This window comes from Paracoccus sp. KKT209 (assembly GCF_055635455.1).
In genome coordinates, this window is the sequence record NZ_CM145758.1 from 1,643,786 (window position 1) to 1,661,888 (window position 18,103).

Here is an 18,103-nt window from a genome sequence, read left to right on the forward strand (position 1 = left end):
TCCTCAGGCAGGCACGTCCAGCGCCCGCTTCACATTGGCCGTCCAGCCCAGCAGCGTCCTGTCACCGGTCCGGATCGCGGGCCGCTTCATGACGCTCGGCTTTTCGCCCATCATCGCCACCGGATCCGCCGAGCGCTGATCCTCGGACATGCCGCGCCAGGTCAGGCTGGCCCGGTTGATGATCTTATCGCCGAAATCGGACACCAGGGACCGGCGCTCTTCCTCGGACAGCGGCTCTTGCTGGACATCGCGGAACAGGACCGTCCAGCCATGCGCCTCAAGCTCCGCCTGCGCCTTCTGGCAGGTCGAGCAATGGGCCAGACCGAACATCGTCAGCGTCTTTGACATGGCGGTCTCTCAGATGAAGGGCACAAAGGGGATGCCGCAGGCGGAAAGGCTCAGAACGGTCAACAGGGCAAGGGTCAGACGCATGGAAAGGGCTCCGTGTGATGCAGGTCATGGCTTATCACGTTGCCGCTCCCGTGCCACAAGCTACAAATTGCCGCTGCCATGTTCGGCCCCGTGCAGACTGCGCCGGACGCGGCGCATGCCCCACCAGACGACCAGAACCACAAGGGGCGTCAGCGCGGCGATCAGATGGCTTTTCTCCACCCCCGCCAGCCCCGCCACGGGCGCCAGCGCATAGCCCAGCAGCCCGACCGCGTAATAGCTGATGGCCACGACCGACAGGCCCTCGACCGTGTGCTGCAGGCGCAGCTGCAGGTCGGCGCGCCGGTCCATGCGCTCCATGATGTTCTGGTTCTGTGCGCTGCGTTCCACATCGACGCGGGTGCGCAGCAGTTCGGCGGCGCGGGCCGCGCGTTCCAGCATCGTGTCCAGCCGGTTCTCGGCCGACTTCACCGTCCGCATCGCGGGCTGATAGCGGCGGCGCATGAACTCGGTCAGCATCTGCCGGTCTAGGAAGCGCGTCTCGCGCAGCGCGCTGATGCGGTCGCGGACGATCGCCTCATAGGCCGAGGTCGCGCCAAAGCGGAAGGAATGCTGGACCGCCTGCGCCTCCAGCTCGGTCGAGACCGCAAGCAGCTCGTGCAGCATCTGCTCGGCCGGCTGCGCCTCGTCATTCATCGAGGCCAGGATCGCGGTCAGCCGCGGCTCCAGCTCGTTCAGGCGACGGCTGAGACTGCGGGCCCGCCCCAGGCCCAGCATGGACATGGCGCGATAGGTCTCCAGTTCCACGACCCGATGGGCCAGCCGGCCCACCCTGCCCGGCGTCGTGCCGGGCCGCACGAAAACCGCGAACCGCATCCAGCCGTCGGCATCGATGCGAAAATCGCCGGCCACCACCGCGGCCTCGTCCAGCACCCAGACTGCAGCCAGGCTGTCGGGGGCGAACCAGCCGCCGATCCGCGCCAAGGCCTCGGCAGGATCGTCAGGCAGCAGGTCGACCTGCACGATGACCGCGGCCACGCGCCGGCCGGGGGCCGACCGCTGCCATTCCTCGGGAAAGATCGACGCGGCCGACGGGTCAAAGGGGCGGATCGGCAGGCCGGGTGTCGTGGCCATATAGCTTACGAACTCGGTATGGCTTTCCCATTTCAGGTCATGGCGGCCCAGCCTGCCCTGGTAATGGCTGTCATCGGCGTCCGGGCGCGGGCCGCCATGCCGCGACACCAGTTCCTGCAGATGGGCCGCGTCCAGCCCCCGGTCCCGGTTGGCGGCGTCCTGCGGCTCCTTGAAGGCGACAAAGACCGTTGTCGACGGAACAGGCATCTGCGGCGAAGGCCGCGCGTGGAGTTCGTTCACAAGCGCATAGCGCAGCGGATGTTCGGTCGCCGGACCCATTGTTATCCCTCGAGCTTATCGGCGGGCAGCGGCCCCCTGCCCCAGTTGTGCGCAGCCCCGGGTCCAGCGCAAGCCCATATCCGGTCCCGCGCAAAATTGAGAAGCGCCCGCCGGAGGGATCCGGCGGGCGCAAAGGGTCGAACAGCCTGTTTCGGGTGCCCGATCAGTCGATCATCGGCAGCAGCTTGTTGATGCTGTCCTTGGCATCGCCATAGAACATGCGCGTGTTCTCCTTGAAGAACAGCGGGTTCTCGATGCCGCTATAACCGGTGCCCTGGCCGCGCTTGGACACGAACACCTGCTTGGCGCGCCAGACCTCCAGCACCGGCATGCCGGCGATGGGGCTGTTCGGATCGTCCTGCGCTGCCGGGTTCACGATGTCGTTCGAGCCGATGATGATCACCACGTCGGTCGAGGGGAAATCGTCGTTGATCTCGTCCATTTCCAGCACGATGTCATAGGGCACCTTCGCCTCGGCCAAGAGCACGTTCATGTGGCCCGGCAGGCGGCCCGCGACGGGGTGGATCGCGAAACGAACCTCCTTGCCCGCGGCGCGCAGCTTGCGGGTCAGCTCGCTGACCGCGCCCTGCGCCTGCGCCACGGCCATGCCATAGCCCGGCACGATGACCACGCTGTCGGCATCGTTCAGAGCCGCTGCCACGCCGTCTGCGTCGATGGCGGTCTGCTCGCCCTCGATGGCGGCCGCGGGTCCCGTCTCGCCGCCAAAGCCGCCCAGGATCACGCTGACAAAGTTACGGTTCATCGCCTTGCACATGATGTAGGACAGGATCGCGCCCGAAGATCCGACCAGCGCGCCGGTGACGATCAGCAGGTCATTGCCAAGCGTGAAGCCGATGGCGGCCGCGGCCCAGCCTGAATAGCTGTTCAGCATCGACACCACGACCGGCATGTCTGCGCCGCCGATGCCCATGATCAGGTGATAGCCGATGAAGAAGGCCAGGGCCGTGATCAGGATCAGCCAGAAGACGCCCGATCCGACGCCCGTGAAATAAAGGATGCCGAACAGGATCGACAGGGCCAGCGCGCCCGCGTTCAGCATGTGGCCGCCGGGCAGCTTCTTGGGCTTGCCGTCGACGCGGCCCGACAGCTTGCCAAAGGCCACGACCGAGCCGGTGAAGGTGACGGCGCCGATGAAGATGCCCAGGAAGACCTCGATCTTCAGCATGGCGATCTCGGCCGAGGTCTTGTGCGCCAGAAGTGCCGCGAAGCCGTAAAAGACCTCGGGGACGCCCTCGGCGCGGGCACGCATGACGCGGGCCAGCTCGATCTGGGCATTGAAGCCGACAAAGACGGCTGCCAGGCCGACCAGCGAATGCATGGCCGCGACCAGCTGCGGCATCTCGGTCATCTGGACGCGCTTGGCGACGATCCAGCCGACGGTGCCGCCGATGGCGATCATGACCAGCGACAGGAACCAGTTGCCGGCCCCCGGCCCGATCAGCGTGGCCAGCACGGCCAGCGCCATGCCGACGATGCCGTACCAGATGGCGCGCTTGGCGCTTTCCTGTCCCGACAGCCCGCCAAGCGACAGGATGAACAGGACCGAGGCGACCACATAGGCCGCGGTGGTGAATCCGTATTCCATTCCTGCCCCCTTACGACTTCTGGAACATGGCGAGCATGCGCCGGGTGACCATGAAGCCACCAAAGATATTGACGCCGGCCATCAGCACGGCCAGAGCGCCCAGCAGCACCACCCACCCGGATTGGCTGCCGATCTGCATCAGCGCGCCGAGGATGATGATCGAGCTGATGGCGTTGGTGATCGCCATCAGCGGCGTGTGCAGCGAATGGGCGACGTTCCAGATCACGCGGAAGCCGATGAAGCAGGCCAGCACGAAGACGATGAAATGCGACATGAAGCTGGCAGGCGCGACCAGCCCGATCAGCAGCAGCAGCAGGCCCCCGCCGACCAGCAGCCGGACCTGGTTCCGGGTATCGGCCTTGAAGGCCGCGGCCTCGGCGGCGCGACGCTCGGCCGGGGTCGGGTCCTTTTTCCGAACCTTCGGCTGCTGCGCGGCGATGGCCGCGACCTTGGGCGGCGGTGGCGGCCAGGTCACGTCATGATCATGGGCCACCGTCGCGCCCCGGATCACGTCATCCTCCATGTTGTGATGTATGACGCCGTCCTTCTTGGGGGTCAGGTCGGTCACGAAATGGCGGATGTTGTTGCCGTAGAGTTCAGAGGCCTGCGCCCCCATGCGCGACGGGAAATCGGTATAGCCGATGACCACGACGCCGTTGTCGGTGACGATCCGCTCATCCGGGACGGTCAGTTCGCAGTTGCCGCCCTTTTCGGCCGCCAGGTCGATGATCACGCTGCCCTGCTTCATGGCCGCGACCATGTCGGCGGTCCACAGCTTGGGCGCATCGCGGCCGGGGATCAGCGCGGTGGTGATCACGATGTCCATCTGCGGCGCCAGTTCGCGGAACTTGGCCAGCTGCTTTTCCCGGAACTCCGGCGAGGACGGCGCCGCGTAGCCACCGGTCGCGGATCCATCCTGCACCGGCTGGTCGAATTCAAGGAACACGAATTCCGCGCCCATGGATTCGATCTGCTCGGCCACTTCGGGGCGCACGTCGAAGGCATAGACCTGGGCGCCAAGCGACACCGAGGTCCCGATGGCGGCCAGGCCCGCGACGCCCGCGCCCACGACCAGCACCTTGGCCGGCGGGACCTTGCCCGCGGCGGTGACCTGCCCCGTGAAGAAGCGGCCAAAGTTGTTGGCAGCCTCGATCACCGCGCGATAGCCGGCGATATTGGCCATCGACGACAGGGCGTCCATCTTCTGCGCGCGGCTGATCCGGGGCACCATGTCCATGGCGATGGCGGTGACGCCCTGCTCCTTGGCCAGCGCCAGCAGTTCGGCGTTCTGCGCCGGGTAGAAGAACGAGATCACTGTCTGGCCGGGACGCATCTGCCTGATCTCGGCTTCGGTCGGCTGGCGGACCTTTGCCACGACATCCACGGCGGCGATCAGCTCGGCTGCCGTCTGGCAGACCGTGACGCCGGCCGCGCGATAGTCCTCATCCGAAAAGCCGGCGCGTTGGCCCGCCCCGCTTTCAACATGGACGTCATGTCCCAGCTTGCCGAGATGCCCCGCCGAGGACGGGGTGATGGCCACCCGCGCCTCGCCGTCGAAGCCCTCTTTCAACGCGCCGATCTTCATGGCTTCATCGCCCCCCGCCTTGTTCAATTCGCTGTCGCGGAACACATAGCATCGGGTAATAATCTTTCACAAGGCCGGGGGAACACGACGAAGGTCGAAAGCGACCTGACCGCCACAGGAAACGACGCTGCGTCTTTTTGGCTTGCGACACGAAAAAGCCCGGGGCCTTGGGGCCACCGGGCTTTCGGTTCTTCGGCGTCGAACGGATCAGTTCGCGGGTGCGGTCTCTTCCGTTGCGGGCTCGGTCGCCTCCGGCAGCGGCGTGGTGGTGGGTTCGGCGGGAACCTCTTCCTCGGTCGCGGGCGCGTCCGTGGTCAGGGTTCCCGTCGGTGCGGGCTCGGTCGCGACGGGATCGACGGCCGTGTCTGCAGCGGGCTCGGTTTCGACAGCGGCCGGCTCTTCGATGGGCTCGACTTCGACAACGGTCGTGTCCGTATCCGTGGCCAACGGCGTGACGGCGGTGTCCTCGACCTCGGCCTCGGCAGCGGGCTCTTCTGCAGGCTCGGTCACGACGACGGGGTCTGCCGGTTCGACCTCGGTCTCGGTGGTGGTCACTGTCGTGGTGTCGCCTTCGACGGCCACGGTGTCATCGGCCATGAACCGCTGCAGCACGAAATAGGCCAGCGCCAGTGCCAGAAGAACCCCGATTATCAGCGGCAGAGCCGAAGAGCGGCGCTCGACCGGCTCGACATAGGTTTCCTTGTGGTCACGCGTGCCGGTTGTCGGGCGGTTCGGGTCGTTCGGATCATAGCTCATGCTGGCCTCCAGTTCAGACTTTGTTTTTACCGGGTTAGGTCGCGAACCTCTGGTTCAGTCCGTACCGGCTGTCAATCCTAAGGTGTGGGGCCCGGCTTGCGACCCGGCCTTCATGCGATTAACACAGCCGATAGGCGCGAGTTCCGGCAAGCGTCGGATTATTTCAGGAAAGGTTGCCCTTGATGCCACAGACGAAACCGCAGCCCGTCCAGTATCTTGCCGACTATCGCCCCTATCCCTTCACCCTGGCCGAGACGCGTCTTGATGTCACGCTGGCCCCGCGGGACACCCGCATCCGGGCCGAACTGGACATGGTGCCCGCATCGACCGGGGCACCCCGGGATCTGGTTCTGGACGGCGGCGCGGGCCTCCGGCTGCTGGCGCTGACCATCGACGGGGTGGCCCCTTCTGAAGACCATGTCACGCGGACGGACGAACGTCTGACCATCCACGCTGCCGCCCTGCCCCGCGGCCCCTTCAGGCTGGCCACCGAAGTCGCCATCGATCCCGCCGACAACACCGCCTTCGAAGGTCTCTACCTGTCCGGCGGCATCTTCTGCACCCAGTGCGAGGCCGAGGGGTTCCGCCACATCACCTTCTATCCCGACCGCCCGGACGTCATGACCACCTTCCGCGTGACCGTGCGCAGCGACCTGCCGGTGCTGCTGTCGAACGGCAACCCGGTCGCCTCGGGCGAGGGATGGGCCGAATGGCACGACCCCTGGCCCAAGCCCTGTTACCTCTTCGCGCTGGTCGCCGGCGATCTGGTGGCGGTCAGCGACCGCTTCACCACCCGCTCGGGACGGCCGGTCGATCTGAATGTCAGGGTGCGGCCCGGCGATCAGGACCGGGCGGGCTTTGCCATGGAATCGCTCATCAAATCGATGAAGTGGGATGAGGACGTTTATGGCCGCGAATACGACCTGGACGTGTTCAACATCGTCGCGGTCGATGATTTCAACATGGGGGCGATGGAAAACAAAGGGTTGAACATCTTCAACTCGAAACTTGTCCTGGCCTCTCCGGAGACGGCCACCGATACCGACTACGAGCGGATCGAGGCGGTGATCGCGCACGAATATTTCCACAACTGGACCGGCAACCGGATCACCTGCCGCGACTGGTTCCAGCTCTGCCTCAAGGAGGGGCTGACGGTCTTTCGCGACCAGCAGTTCACCAGCGACATGCGCAGCGCGGCGGTCAAGCGGATCGAGGATGTCCAGACCCTGCGCGCGCGCCAGTTCCGCGAGGATCAGGGCCCCTTGGCCCATCCCCCGCGCCCCGACCGCTACGAAGAGATCAACAACTTCTACACCGCCACCGTTTATGAAAAGGGCGCCGAGGTCATCGGCATGTTGAAGACGCTGGTGGGCGACGAAGGTTATGCGCGGGCCCTGGACCTTTATTTCGACCGCCATGACGGCGACGCGGCCACCATCGAGGACTGGCTGAAGGTCTTTGAGGATGCGACCGGGCGCGACCTGTCGCAGTTTTCCCGCTGGTACACCGATGCAGGCACACCCATCCTGGAAATGTCCGAGACATGGCAGGATGGCACCCTGACTCTGACCTTCGCGCAATCGACGCCGCCCACGCCCGGCCAGCCGGACAAGCCCGCGCGTGTCATCCCGATCGCGGTGGGGCTGATCGGCGCCAATGGCGACGAGGTCGTGCCCACCCGCATCCTGGAAATGACCGAGGCACGGCAGAGCTTTGCCTTTGACGGGCTTGGCGCGCGCCCGGTGGCCTCGGTGCTGCGCGCCTTTTCGGCGCCCGTCATGCTGCGCCGGGACCTGGACGACGCGACGCGCGCCTTCCTGCTGGCGCATGACACCGATCCCTTTGCCCGGTGGGAGGCGGGGCGCGAACTGGCGCTGTCCGCGCTGACCGAACTGGCGCAGGGGCGCGACGCGGGGGCGGATTACGTAGAGGCCATCGGCGCGCTGGCGGCCGACGGCTCGGCCGATCCGGCCTTCCGGGCCCTGTGCCTGAACCTGCCCGGCGAGGAAGAGATCGCGACCCGTCTGGCCGCGCAGGGCATCACGCCCGATCCCGACGCGATCCATGACGCACGCGGCAACCTGGCGCGGCGCATGGCGCTGACGCATCAGGAACTTCTCTCCAACATCCATGACGACATGGCCGTCACCGGCCCCTATTCGCCGGATGCCGACGCGGCCGCGCGCCGGTCGCTGCGGATCGCGTCGCTGGGCCTGCTGGGCCGGATCGACGGGGGCGAGCGCGCGGAGGTCCTGTTCGGCATTGCCGGCAACATGACCGAGCGCATGGCCGCGCTGGCGGTGCTTCTGCGGCTTGGACAGGGGGATGCTGCCCTGCAGGTCCTGCTGGATCAGTTCGGCGGCAACCGTCTGGTCATGGACAAGTGGTTCAGCATCCAGGTCATGGCGGCCCCGCCCCGGGACGCGGCGCGGATCGCCCGCGATCTGGCGGCCCGCGACGATTTCGACTGGAAGAACCCCAACCGCTTTCGCGCGCTGCTGGGCGGGCTGGCGGCCAACCATGCGGGCTTTCACGCCGCCGACGGCTCGGGCTATGACTTCACCGCCGACTGGCTGATCCGCATGGACGCGGCCAATCCGCAGATCGCCGCCCGCATGTCCACCGCCTTTGAGACATGGCCCCGCTATGACGCCGAGCGGCGGGCCCATGCCCGGGCCGCGCTGGAACGGATCGCGAGCCTTGAGGGTTTGAGCCGTAACACGCGCGAGATGGTGTCGCGCATGATCGCGGCGGGCCGCTGAGGGTCGCGAGGGGGAAGCGATTGACCACCATTGACGAAACCAGGGCCGAGATGCAGGCGCGTCTCGACCCGCTGATCGCCGAGCGCGCGCCCTGGCTGTTTTCGGGGCGCGTGCATCACCGGGCGGCACGGCGCGTGATGATGCATCTGCTGCGCTATCCCCGCACTGTCGAACTGGGAACCGAATTTCGCGACCTGCCGTCGGCCGAAATCTTCCGTCGCATGTGCGACCTGGTGGTTCGCGACCTGCGGGTGGAGGGGATCGAGCATCTGCCGGCAACGGGTCCGGCGCTGATCGTGGCGAACCACCCGACGGGCATCGCGGACGGGATCTTCCTCAATGCCGTCATCTCGCAGCTGCGCGACGACCTCTTCATCTATGCCAACCATGACATGATCCGCGTCCTGCCACAGATGATCGAGATGATCGCCCCTGTCGAATGGCGGGTCGAGAAGCGCAGCCATGCCAAGACCCGCGCGACCATGGATTACACGCGCGACGCCTTGGGCGCGGGCCGCATCGGCCTGATCTTCCCTTCGGGCCGGCTGGCCAAGCGGCGCGGCCTGACCCTGCACGAACGCCCCTGGATGGCCAGCGCCGCGATGATCGCGCGCAAGTTCGACGTGCCGGTGATCCCGCTGCGCATCCGCGCCCGCAACTCGGCACTGTTCTACCTGTTTGACCGCATCCACCCGACGCTGCGCGACGTGACGCTGTTCAACGAGGTGCTGAACAAGACCCGCCAATCCTATCGCGTCACCATCGGCGCGCCGATCGCCGCGGCCGATCTGCCCCGCAGCAGCGAGGAGGCGATTGACCTGCTGCGCAGGGCCGTGCTGGCGCTGCCCGAGCCGGGCCCGGATGCGGTCAGCCTTGTCCAGACCCGCAGCACCTTGTTGCCAGCCGGGCGCGGCAAGCCCGTGGGCGGGTGACGCGATCCGGGAAAGCCGTCAGAGCGCCATGTCGTCGCGATGGACCAGCGCCGCGCGGCCGGGATAGCCCAGGATCGTCTCGATCTGCGCCGAATGGTGGCCGGCGATCAGCCGCGCCTCGACGGCGGTGTAGCGGATCAGGCCCGTCGCCAGCCGCTGGCCCCGAGGGCCGGCGATCGCTACCGGATCGCCCCGCCCGAAACTGCCCTCGACCGCGACGACGCCTGCCGGCAGCAGCGATTTCCCCCGCCCAAGCGCCTGCACAGCCCCCGCATCGATGCTGACCGTGCCCTTGGGCTTCATCGCCGCGATCCAGCGCTTGCGCGCCAGTTGCGGGTCCGCCTCGGGCAGGAACCAGCTGGTGCGGGCGCCCTGAGCCACGGCCGACAGCGGACGCAGCACCGAACCCTCGGCGATGGCCATCGCACAGCCGCCCGCCACCGCGGTGCGCGCGGCCATCAGCTTGGTCTTCATGCCGCCCTTGGACAGGCCCGAGACCGGATCGCCCCCCATCGCCTCGATCTCGGGCGTGATCGCCTCGATCAGCGGCAGGTGCTGGGCGGCGGGATCGGTCTTGGGGTTCGAGGTATAAAGCCCGTCCACGTCCGACAGCAGCAGCAACTGGTCTGCCCCGCAGGTTACCGCGATCTGCGCGGCCAGGCGGTCGTTGTCGCCAAAACGGATCTCGTCCGTGGCGACCGTGTCGTTCTCGTTCACGATGGGCACGACGCCCAGGGCCAGCAGCGTCTGCATCGTGGCGCGGCTGTTCAGGTAACGGCGGCGGTCGGCACTGTCCTCCAGCGTCAGCAGCACCTGCGCCGTGGTCACGCCATGCGGGGCCAGCGCCTCCTCATAGGCCCGTGCCAGGCGGATCTGGCCCACGGCCGCGGCGGCCTGCGCCTGTTCCAGCGGCAGGGTTCCCGGCGGCAGACCCAGGACCCGCCGGCCCAGGGCGATCGAGCCCGACGACACCAGCACCACGTCACAGCCGCGCGCGCGCCAGGCTGCCACGTCGTCGCACAGCCCGCGCAGCCATTCGCCGCGCAGCCCCTCCGGCCCCACCAGAAGCGCCGAGCCGACCTTGACGACCAGCCGTCGCGCCTGTGCCAGCGCCGGCGACGTCACGGCTGCCATGCCCCTTCGGCGTCGTCGGACCGCGTGGGCGCCCGCGTCGGCTCGATCCGGGCCCAAAGGGCGCGCAGCACGTCGGTCACGCCGGTCCGCGCCACGCCCGACATCAGCATCACGGGATGGCCCAGCTCGGCCTCCAGTTCGGCGCGGCGCTGCGCCAGAACCTCGTCCTCCAGCGCGTCGATCTTGTTCAGCGCCGTCACCCGCGGCTTCTGCATCAGGACGGGCGAATAGGCCGCAAGCTCGGTCAGGATGGTGCGCGCATCCTCGGCCACGGTTTCCGACGTGCCGTCGACCAGGTGCAACAGCACGTTGCTGCGCTCGACATGGCCCAGGAACTGGTCGCCCAAACCCCTGCCCTCGCTGGCGCCTTCGATCAGGCCGGGGATGTCGGCCATGACGAATTCATGCCCGTCGACGCCGACAACGCCCAGGTTCGGGTGCAGCGTGGTGAACGGATAGTCGGCGATCTTCGGGCGGGCGTTCGACACCGCGGCCAGGAAGGTGGACTTGCCGGCATTCGGCAGGCCCACCAGGCCGCTGTCGGCGATCAGCTTCAACCGCAGCCAGATTGTGCGCTCCACGCCCTCCAGGCCGGGATTGGCGGTGCGGGGCGACCGGTTGGTCGAGGACTTGAAATGCAGGTTGCCCCAGCCCCCGTTGCCGCCCTTGGCCAGCAGAACGCGCTGCCCGACCTCGGTCAGGTCGGCAATGACCGTCTCCTCGTCCTCTTCCAGGATCTCGGTGCCCACGGGCACGCGCAGCACGACGTCATCGGCCGATTTGCCGGTCATCTGGCTGCCCATGCCGTGCTGGCCCGACTTGGCGAAGAAGTGCTGCTGATAGCGGAAATCGATCAGCGTGTTCAGCCCCTCGACCGCCTCGGCCCAGACATCGCCGCCCTTGCCGCCGTCGCCGCCATCGGGGCCGCCATATTCGATGAACTTCTCGCGCCGGAAGGACACGCAGCCCGCGCCACCGCCGCCCGAGCGGATATAGACTTTGGCGAGGTCAAGAAATTTCATCTGAAGGCTCCTTTTGCGGTCAGGCGATACGCCCTTGCGTCACGTCGCGCAAGGGTCGCGGGGTGGCAATGGCAGGCGCGCCTCCTATGTAAGGATAAAAGGAGACCGCGATGATCCGTTTCGACAACAGCTATGCCCGGATGCCCGAGGGCTTCTTCGCCCGCGTCAAGCCGACCCCCGTCTCGGCGCCCAGGCTTCTGGCGCTGAACGGGCCGCTGGCGGACAGGCTGGGGCTGGACCGGGACCTGCTGGCCTCGGGCCCCGGTGTCGAGATGCTGGCCGGCAATGCCCTGCCGCCGGGGGCCGAGCCGATCGCGCAGGCTTATGCCGGGCACCAGTTCGGCGGTTTCGTCCCGCAACTGGGCGACGGGCGCGCGGTGCTGCTGGGCGAAGTCGTGGCCCCGGATGGCGCGCGCTTCGACCTTCAGCTGAAGGGTTCCGGGCCGACGCCGTTTTCGCGCCGCGGCGACGGGCGCGCCTGGATGGGTCCGGTGCTGCGCGAATATGCCATCAGCGAGTTCATGGCGGCGATGGATGTGCCCACGACCCGCGCCCTTGCGGCGGTGGCCACCGGCGACATGGTCTGGCGCGAACAGGGCGGGCTGCCCGGGGCGGTCCTGACGCGCGTGGCCTCCAGCCATATTCGGGTCGGCACCTTCCAGTACTTCGCCGTCCGCGACCGCCAGGATGCGCTGGCGGCCCTGACCGACCACGTGATCGCCCGCCACTATCCCGATGCCACAGGCGCGCTGGACCTGCTGGACCGGGTCGTCGCGCGCCAGGCCGAGACGATCGCCCATTGGATGTCGCTGGGCTTCATCCACGGGGTGATGAACACCGACAACATGGCCATTTCGGGCGAGACGATCGACTATGGCCCCTGCGCCTTCATGGATGCCTATCACCCGGCGACGGTCTTTTCCTCGATCGACCGAACGGGACGCTATGCCTGGGCCAACCAGCCGCAGATCGCGGTCTGGAACCTGGCACAGTTCGCGACCTGCCTGATCCCGCTGATGGGGGAGGAGGAGGCCGCGGTCGAGGCCGCGACTGCCTCGGTCCACCGCTTCGCGCCGCTTTACCAGGCCGCCTGGATGCGCCGGTTCGGCGCCAAGCTGGGCATCGAGGGAGAGCCGCACCGCCCGCTGATCGAAGGCCTGCTGTCGCTGATGGCGCAGCAGCGCGCCGATTTCACCCGTGTCTTCGCGGGCCTCTCGGACGGCAGCGCACGGGACGAGTTCACCGGCCGCGCGGCCTTCGACGCCTGGGCGCGCGACTGGCAGGCGCTGTCGCCCGACCAGGCGATGATGCTGCAGGCCAACCCGCGCCGCATCCCGCGCAACCACCGGATCGAGGCGGCGATCGAATCCGCCGTGTCGGGCGACATGGCACCCTTCAACCGGCTCTTCGAGGCGGTCACGCACCCGCGCGATCTGCGCGACGATTGGGCAGACCTGTCCCATGCCCCGCTGGAGCAGGAGGTGGTCCATCATACCTTCTGCGGAACCTGAGGCCGGCATGGCGCGACCGCTCTTGCGGCGGACGCCAAAGTCGCAACGATCGGGTGAGATGACAGCAGGACGAATGCGCGGACAATGCTGAAACTGGCCAGTTACAATCTGCACAAGTGCCGGGGCGTCACCGGCCCCCATGCGCCGGAACGCAACCTGGCGGTCATCCGGGCGCTGGACCCCGACATCATTGCCCTGCAGGAGGTCGATTTCCGCTATGGCGTCCGCCCCGAGGCCCTGCCCCGCAAGCTGATCCAGTCTGAGACGGGTCTGGTGCCTGCGCGGCTGACCGGGACCAGCGACAGCAGCCTCGGCTGGCACGGGCAGACGATCCTGATGCGTCCCCACCTGGCCGAAATCGCGGTCCTGCGCCGCCTGCCGCTGCCGGGGCTGGAGCCGCGCGGCGCGGTGGCGCTGCGCCTGCCGGGCCTGACCGTGATCGGCGTCCATCTGGGCCTGGCCCGCTCGTCCCGCCGGGCGCAGCTGGCGCGGATCACCGCGCAGGCGGCCCGCATCTCGGAAGATCACATCGTGATGATGGGCGATTTCAACGAATGGCGCGACGATCGCGGCCTGGAATCTCTGGCGGGGTTCCGGATCATCGCGCCCGGCCCCTCCTATCCGGCGCCGCTGCCACAGCTGCGGCTGGACCGGATGGCCATGTCGCGCAACCTGGACCTGATCGAGACGGGCGTCTTCAACACGCCCGAGGCACGCGACGCCTCGGACCACCTGCCGATCTGGGCTCGGATCAAGTTGCCCTGAATATTGCGACTTTCGGATAGACCCCCGCCCCGCTATGAAGTCCGCGACGCAGATCAACGGAGGGCTTCATGACTGCCATCATCGACATTTTCGCCCGTGAAATCCTGGACAGCCGGGGCAACCCGACCGTCGAGGTCGACGTGACGCTGGAAGACGGAACGATGGGCCGCGCCGCGGTGCCGTCGGGTGCATCCACGGGCGCGCATGAGGCGGTCGAGAAGCGCGACGGCGACAAGGCCCGCTACATGGGCAAGGGCGTGCTGGAGGCCGTGGCGGCCGTGAACGGCGAGATCGCCGAGTCCCTCATCGGCGAGGATTCGACCGAGCAGCGCGCCATCGACGCCATGATGATCGAGCTGGACGGCACACCGAACAAGGGCCGCCTTGGCGCCAACGCGATCCTGGGCGTGTCGATGGCGGTGGCCAAGGCCGCGGCCGAGGCCACGAACCAGCCGCTCTACCGCTATGTGGGCGGCACCGCGGCGCGCATCCTGCCGGTCCCGATGATGAACATCATCAACGGCGGCGAACATGCCGACAACCCGATCGACATCCAGGAATTCATGATCATGCCCGTCGCCGCGGAGAACATCCGCGAGGCCGTGCGCATGGGGTCGGAAATCTTCCACACCCTGAAGAAGGAACTGTCGGCGGCGGGCCTGTCCACGGGCATCGGCGACGAGGGCGGATTTGCCCCCAACCTGTCCTCCACCCGCGACGCGCTGGACTTCATCCTGAAGGCCATCGAAAAGGCCGGCTACAAGCCCGGCGACGACATCATGCTGGCGCTGGACTGCGCCTCGACCGAATATTTCAGGGGCGGCAAGTACGAGATGAAGGGCGAAGGGAAATCCCTGTCGCCGGCCGAGAACGTCGACTACCTGGCCGCGCTCTGCGACGCCTATCCGATCCTGTCGATCGAGGATGGCTGCGCCGAGGATGACTGGGACGGCTGGAAGATGCTGACCGACAAGCTGGGCGACCGCATCCAGCTGGTCGGCGACGACCTGTTCGTGACCAACCCCAAGCGCCTGGCCGAAGGCATCGCCAAGGGCTGCGGCAACAGCCTGCTGGTCAAGGTCAACCAGATCGGCACCCTGTCGGAGACCCTGGACGCCGTCCGCATGGCCGACCGGGCCGGGTTCACCAGCGTGATGTCGCACCGTTCGGGCGAAACCGAGGACGCGACTATCGCGGACCTGGCGGTCGCCACCAACTGCGGCCAGATCAAGACCGGATCGCTGGCGCGTTCGGACCGGCTGGCGAAATACAACCAGCTGATCCGCATCGAGGAAATGCTGGGCGCCACCGCAGAATATGCAGGCCGCAGCATCCTGCGCTGATCCTTTTGCGCGACCGGTTCCGGCCGGTCGCGCGCTCCTTCAGGCGGGGCAGACCTGCGGGCCCGCCGCCGTCATCTGACCCAGCAGGGACAGCGCCTCGGCCAGCCTTTCGCGCGGCATCCGGCAGTTCAGCGCGATCCGCACACCCTCCACCCCCGCATCATCAGTGCCCGAGGCGGTGAAATCGCTGGCCGGCCGCACAAAGACGCCCGCCCCTGCCGCCCGCGCCACCAGATCCTCGGCCCGCCAAGGCGCCGGCAGCGGCAGCCACAGCATCGGCACGCCCGGCTGGCTGACCGGCCGCAGCCCGCCAAGCTGCTGCAGGGCCAGCAGCCGGCGATCCTCGACCTGATCCTTGACCTTGTCCGCGATCCGCACCGCATCGCCCGAGGTCATCAGCCGCGTCACCAGCCCCGTGATCGGCAGCGACAGGCCCATGTGGCTGTGCTGGGCCGCGACACGCCCGGACTGCCCCATCCCCTCGGGACAGATCAGCATGCCGAACCGCAGGCCCGCCGCGATGATCTTGGACAGGCTGGAGACATGCCAGACCCGCTCGGGCGCAAGGCTGCGAAGGGTCGGCGGCGCGTCCGGGCGGGGGTTCGCGGCATAGCACTCATCCTCCAGGATCTGCAGGTCGTGGCGCCGCGCCACCTCGACGATCTCCATTCGGCGGGTTGTGTCCATCGCGGCCAGTGTCGGGTTCTGGGCCGAGGGCGTCAGGCAGACCAGCCGCGCACCTGACCGGCGCGCCACCCGGTCCAGGTCGTCGGAGCGCAATCCCTGCTCGTCCATTGCCACCGGCAGCGTCTCCGCCCGCATCAGCCGGGCGGCGTGGCGCATGCCGGGATAGGTCAGCGCCTCGGCCATGACCTTGGCGGGCCGGTCCGCCAGGCACAGCGACATCACCAGCGTGATCGCATGCTGGCCGCCCTGCGTCAGCACCAGGTCCGAGACCTCCACCGGTCCCAGGTTCCGGGGCGACAGCCAGTCCAGCAGCGCCTGGCGGCAGTCCAGGTCCTGGCTGAGCGGCGTGTAATCCAGCACCGACGATCCCAGAGCTTGGGCCACGGCGGCAAGATGGGTGCCGATGATCGCGGGCTGGCCACAGTCGGGCAGCTGCGGGATGCGCAGATCCACCGGCCCGTCCGGCCGCGCCGGGGCATCCAGGCTTTCGTAAAGCAGCGGCTGCGGCGCCGGCTGACGGGGGCGCGGGACGGCGATGAAGCTGCCGCGGCCGACATGGCTTTCGATGACGCCTTCGGAGGCCGCGACCTGATAGGCGCGCGCCACCGTCCCGGTCGTCACCTTCAGCCGCCAGGCCAGGTCGCGCATCGGCGGCAGGCGCGTCCCCGGCACAAGCTGTCCGGACCGTGCCGCCTCGCGCAGCGCATTAGCCAGCGCCCGGAACTTGGGGCCGCCCTGCCCCTCAAGGTCGGGCTGCCAATCCTCGATCCCCATGACGCGTCCCCCTTGGCCGAACTGTCCCGCCGCCCGATTGTTAGCCCCGCGCCGCAGAACCGGCAATCGCCCAGATGGAACCGCGCCGGGTGTTTTCGACCAGCCGATCAATATTTAGCGGTAGAGGTGCGCACGACACTCGACAGGCCCGGAACTGGGGCTAAACTGCCGCTCATGCTGGGCGGGTTCTTCTGGACCAAAGGGGCCACCCGACCCGAGCCAAGGGAGAGATACATGAACCAATCCAAAAACTTGGGCCGCAGGTCCTTTCTGACGAAGGCCACCGTGGGTGGCGCGGCGGCCGCGGCGGGAAGCGTGCTGGCGGCACCGGCCATCGCGCAAGAGGCGCCCCAGATCAACTGGCGGCTGGCCTCGTCCTTCCCCAAGTCGCTGGACACGATCTATGGCGGCGCCGAGGAGCTGTCCAAGCGCCTGTCCGAGGCGACCGATGGCCGCTTCCAGATCCAGGTCTTCTCGGCCGGAGAGATCGTCCCGGGTCTTGACGCGATCAACGCGACGACCGACGGCACTGTCGAATGCTCGCATTCGGTGGGCTATTACAACTGGGGCAAGGACCCGGCCTTCGCCTGCGGCGCCGACCTGCCCTTCACCTTCTCGGCCCGCGCCAAATCGGCCTACAACTACCAGGGCGGCGGCATCGAGAACTACAACACCTTCCTTGAGCAGTATGACCTGGTCAGCTATCCGGGCGGCAATACCGGCGTGCAGATGGGCGGCTGGTACCGCAAGGAGATCAACTCGTTGGCCGACCTGCAGGGCCTGAAGATGCGCATCTCGGGCCTGGCGGGCCGGGTCGTCGAAAAGCTGGGCGTCGTCCCGCAGCAGATCGCCGGCGGCGACATCTATCCCTCGCTGGAACGCGGGACGATCGACGCGGCCGAATGGGTCGGACCCTATGACGACAGCAAGCTGGGCTTCCAGAAGGTCGCGCCCTATTACTATTATCCCGGCTTCTGGGAAGGCGGGCCGACGGTCAGCTTCTTCGTGAACAAGGGCCAGTGGGATGGACTGCCCGACAGCTACAAGTCGCTGTTCCGCACCGCCGCGCAGGCGACCGACCAGAACATGCTGGCGAAATACGACTATCTGAACCCGACCGCCCTGAAGGAACTGGTCGGATCGGGCGCGCAGCTGCGGTCCTTCAGCGAGGAGATCCTGACGGCCTCCTTTGCCGCCGCGAACGAGGTCTATGACGAGATCTCGGCCGAGAACGAGGCGTTCAAGACGCAGTACGAGGCGATGCTGCAGTTCCGCGACGACTGGTACCTGTACCAGCAGACCGCGGAATACACCTTCGACACCTTCATGATGATCCAGCAGCGCAACGGCGCCTTGGCATCCAAGAGCTGAACGGACTGAAAGACGAAAGCCGCCGCGATCCTGTCGCGGCGGCTTTTTCATG

The 18,103-nt window shown here is 67.5% G+C and carries 14 protein-coding genes; 6 read left to right on the forward strand and 8 right to left on the reverse strand.

Annotation, left to right across the window (positions count from 1 at the left end):
• Positions 1–3 precede the first annotated feature (3 nt).
• From ACZ2G3_RS08295 to ACZ2G3_RS08315, 5 genes are all read right to left on the reverse strand, one after another.
• On the reverse strand, positions 4–348 hold the full coding sequence (locus ACZ2G3_RS08295; protein WP_470395246.1) for an arsenate reductase family protein: 345 nt from the start codon (positions 346–348) through the stop codon (positions 4–6).
• Positions 349–492: 144 nt separating this feature from the next.
• A complete protein-coding gene (locus ACZ2G3_RS08300; RefSeq protein ID WP_419267775.1) occupies positions 493–1,803 on the reverse strand; it encodes a DUF3422 family protein in 1,311 nt (436 codons plus the stop codon).
• Positions 1,804–1,966: 163 nt separating this feature from the next.
• A complete protein-coding gene (locus ACZ2G3_RS08305; protein WP_470395248.1) occupies positions 1,967–3,409 on the reverse strand; it encodes an NAD(P)(+) transhydrogenase (Re/Si-specific) subunit beta in 1,443 nt (480 codons plus the stop codon).
• A gap of 10 nt (positions 3,410–3,419) precedes the next feature.
• Complete coding sequence (locus ACZ2G3_RS08310) at positions 3,420–4,994, reverse strand: Re/Si-specific NAD(P)(+) transhydrogenase subunit alpha (RefSeq protein WP_470399088.1); 1,575 nt, start codon at positions 4,992–4,994, stop codon at positions 3,420–3,422.
• 207 nt (positions 4,995–5,201) lie between these two features.
• Positions 5,202–5,750, reverse strand: a complete 549-nt coding sequence (locus ACZ2G3_RS08315) for a hypothetical protein (protein WP_470395249.1) — start codon at positions 5,748–5,750, stop codon at positions 5,202–5,204.
• A gap of 182 nt (positions 5,751–5,932) precedes the next feature.
• Here ACZ2G3_RS08315 and pepN point away from each other — a divergent pair, with 182 nt between their 5' ends.
• Together pepN and ACZ2G3_RS08325 are read left to right on the forward strand one after the other, a co-directional pair.
• A complete protein-coding gene (gene pepN / locus ACZ2G3_RS08320; protein ID WP_470395251.1) occupies positions 5,933–8,512 on the forward strand; it encodes an aminopeptidase N in 2,580 nt (859 codons plus the stop codon).
• A gap of 50 nt (positions 8,513–8,562) precedes the next feature.
• Positions 8,563–9,444 carry a 1-acyl-sn-glycerol-3-phosphate acyltransferase gene (locus ACZ2G3_RS08325; protein ID WP_470399090.1) on the forward strand — a complete coding sequence of 294 codons (882 nt, stop codon included), beginning with the start codon at positions 8,563–8,565 and terminating at the stop codon, positions 9,442–9,444.
• An 18-nt stretch (positions 9,445–9,462) separates the two neighbouring features.
• Here the strand turns inward: ACZ2G3_RS08325 and proB are convergent, their stop codons facing one another.
• On the reverse strand, positions 9,463–10,578 hold the full coding sequence (gene proB / locus ACZ2G3_RS08330) for a glutamate 5-kinase (RefSeq protein WP_470395253.1): 1,116 nt from the start codon (positions 10,576–10,578) through the stop codon (positions 9,463–9,465).
• A complete protein-coding gene (gene obgE / locus ACZ2G3_RS08335; RefSeq protein ID WP_470395255.1) occupies positions 10,566–11,600 on the reverse strand; it encodes a GTPase ObgE in 1,035 nt (344 codons plus the stop codon). The genes proB and obgE overlap by 13 nt, the downstream gene beginning before the upstream one ends.
• Positions 11,601–11,710: 110 nt before the next feature.
• On the opposite strand from obgE, the gene ACZ2G3_RS08340 reads away from it, so the two are divergent.
• The 3 genes from ACZ2G3_RS08340 (at position 11,711) to eno (ending at position 15,219) form a co-directional block, all read left to right on the forward strand.
• Positions 11,711–13,111, forward strand: coding sequence for a protein adenylyltransferase SelO (locus ACZ2G3_RS08340; protein ID WP_470395257.1), 1,401 nt, complete (start codon positions 11,711–11,713; stop codon positions 13,109–13,111).
• Between the two features lie 84 nt (positions 13,112–13,195).
• Entirely contained in the window at positions 13,196–13,876 is a 681-nt protein-coding gene (locus tag ACZ2G3_RS08345; protein ID WP_470395259.1) for an endonuclease/exonuclease/phosphatase family protein, read from the forward strand.
• Between the two features lie 68 nt (positions 13,877–13,944).
• Entirely contained in the window at positions 13,945–15,219 is a 1,275-nt protein-coding gene (eno, locus tag ACZ2G3_RS08350) for a phosphopyruvate hydratase (RefSeq protein WP_470395261.1), read from the forward strand.
• Positions 15,220–15,258: 39 nt separating this feature from the next.
• Here eno and ACZ2G3_RS08355 read toward each other — a convergent pair whose 3' ends face one another.
• Positions 15,259–16,680, reverse strand: coding sequence for an aminotransferase-like domain-containing protein (locus tag ACZ2G3_RS08355; protein WP_470395262.1), 1,422 nt, complete (start codon positions 16,678–16,680; stop codon positions 15,259–15,261).
• A gap of 252 nt (positions 16,681–16,932) precedes the next feature.
• On the opposite strand from ACZ2G3_RS08355, the gene ACZ2G3_RS08360 reads away from it, so the two are divergent.
• Positions 16,933–18,051: a TRAP transporter substrate-binding protein gene (locus tag ACZ2G3_RS08360; protein ID WP_419267845.1), complete on the forward strand. Its 1,119-nt coding sequence runs from the start codon at positions 16,933–16,935 to the stop codon at positions 18,049–18,051.
• Positions 18,052–18,103 lie beyond the last annotated feature (52 nt).

What these genes read in the sequence shown, in the direction of transcription:
- ACZ2G3_RS08295 (WP_470395246.1), bottom strand. Translation starts at nt 348, where the DNA reads ATGTCAAAGACGCTGACGATGTTCGGTCTGGCCCATTGCTCGACCTGC.
- ACZ2G3_RS08300 (WP_419267775.1), bottom strand. Translation starts at nt 1,803, where the DNA reads ATGGGTCCGGCGACCGAACATCCGCTGCGCTATGCGCTTGTGAACGAA.
- ACZ2G3_RS08305 (WP_470395248.1), bottom strand. Translation starts at nt 3,409, where the DNA reads ATGGAATACGGATTCACCACCGCGGCCTATGTGGTCGCCTCGGTCCTG.
- ACZ2G3_RS08310 (WP_470399088.1), bottom strand. Translation starts at nt 4,994, where the DNA reads ATGAAGATCGGCGCGTTGAAAGAGGGCTTCGACGGCGAGGCGCGGGTG.
- ACZ2G3_RS08315 (WP_470395249.1), bottom strand. Translation starts at nt 5,750, where the DNA reads ATGAGCTATGATCCGAACGACCCGAACCGCCCGACAACCGGCACGCGT.
- pepN (WP_470395251.1), top strand. Translation starts at nt 5,933, where the DNA reads ATGCCACAGACGAAACCGCAGCCCGTCCAGTATCTTGCCGACTATCGC.
- ACZ2G3_RS08325 (WP_470399090.1), top strand. Translation starts at nt 8,563, where the DNA reads ATGCAGGCGCGTCTCGACCCGCTGATCGCCGAGCGCGCGCCCTGGCTG.
- proB (WP_470395253.1), bottom strand. Translation starts at nt 10,578, where the DNA reads ATGGCAGCCGTGACGTCGCCGGCGCTGGCACAGGCGCGACGGCTGGTC.
- obgE (WP_470395255.1), bottom strand. Translation starts at nt 11,600, where the DNA reads ATGAAATTTCTTGACCTCGCCAAAGTCTATATCCGCTCGGGCGGCGGT.
- ACZ2G3_RS08340 (WP_470395257.1), top strand. Translation starts at nt 11,711, where the DNA reads ATGATCCGTTTCGACAACAGCTATGCCCGGATGCCCGAGGGCTTCTTC.
- ACZ2G3_RS08345 (WP_470395259.1), top strand. Translation starts at nt 13,196, where the DNA reads ATGCTGAAACTGGCCAGTTACAATCTGCACAAGTGCCGGGGCGTCACC.
- eno (WP_470395261.1), top strand. Translation starts at nt 13,945, where the DNA reads ATGACTGCCATCATCGACATTTTCGCCCGTGAAATCCTGGACAGCCGG.
- ACZ2G3_RS08355 (WP_470395262.1), bottom strand. Translation starts at nt 16,680, where the DNA reads ATGGGGATCGAGGATTGGCAGCCCGACCTTGAGGGGCAGGGCGGCCCC.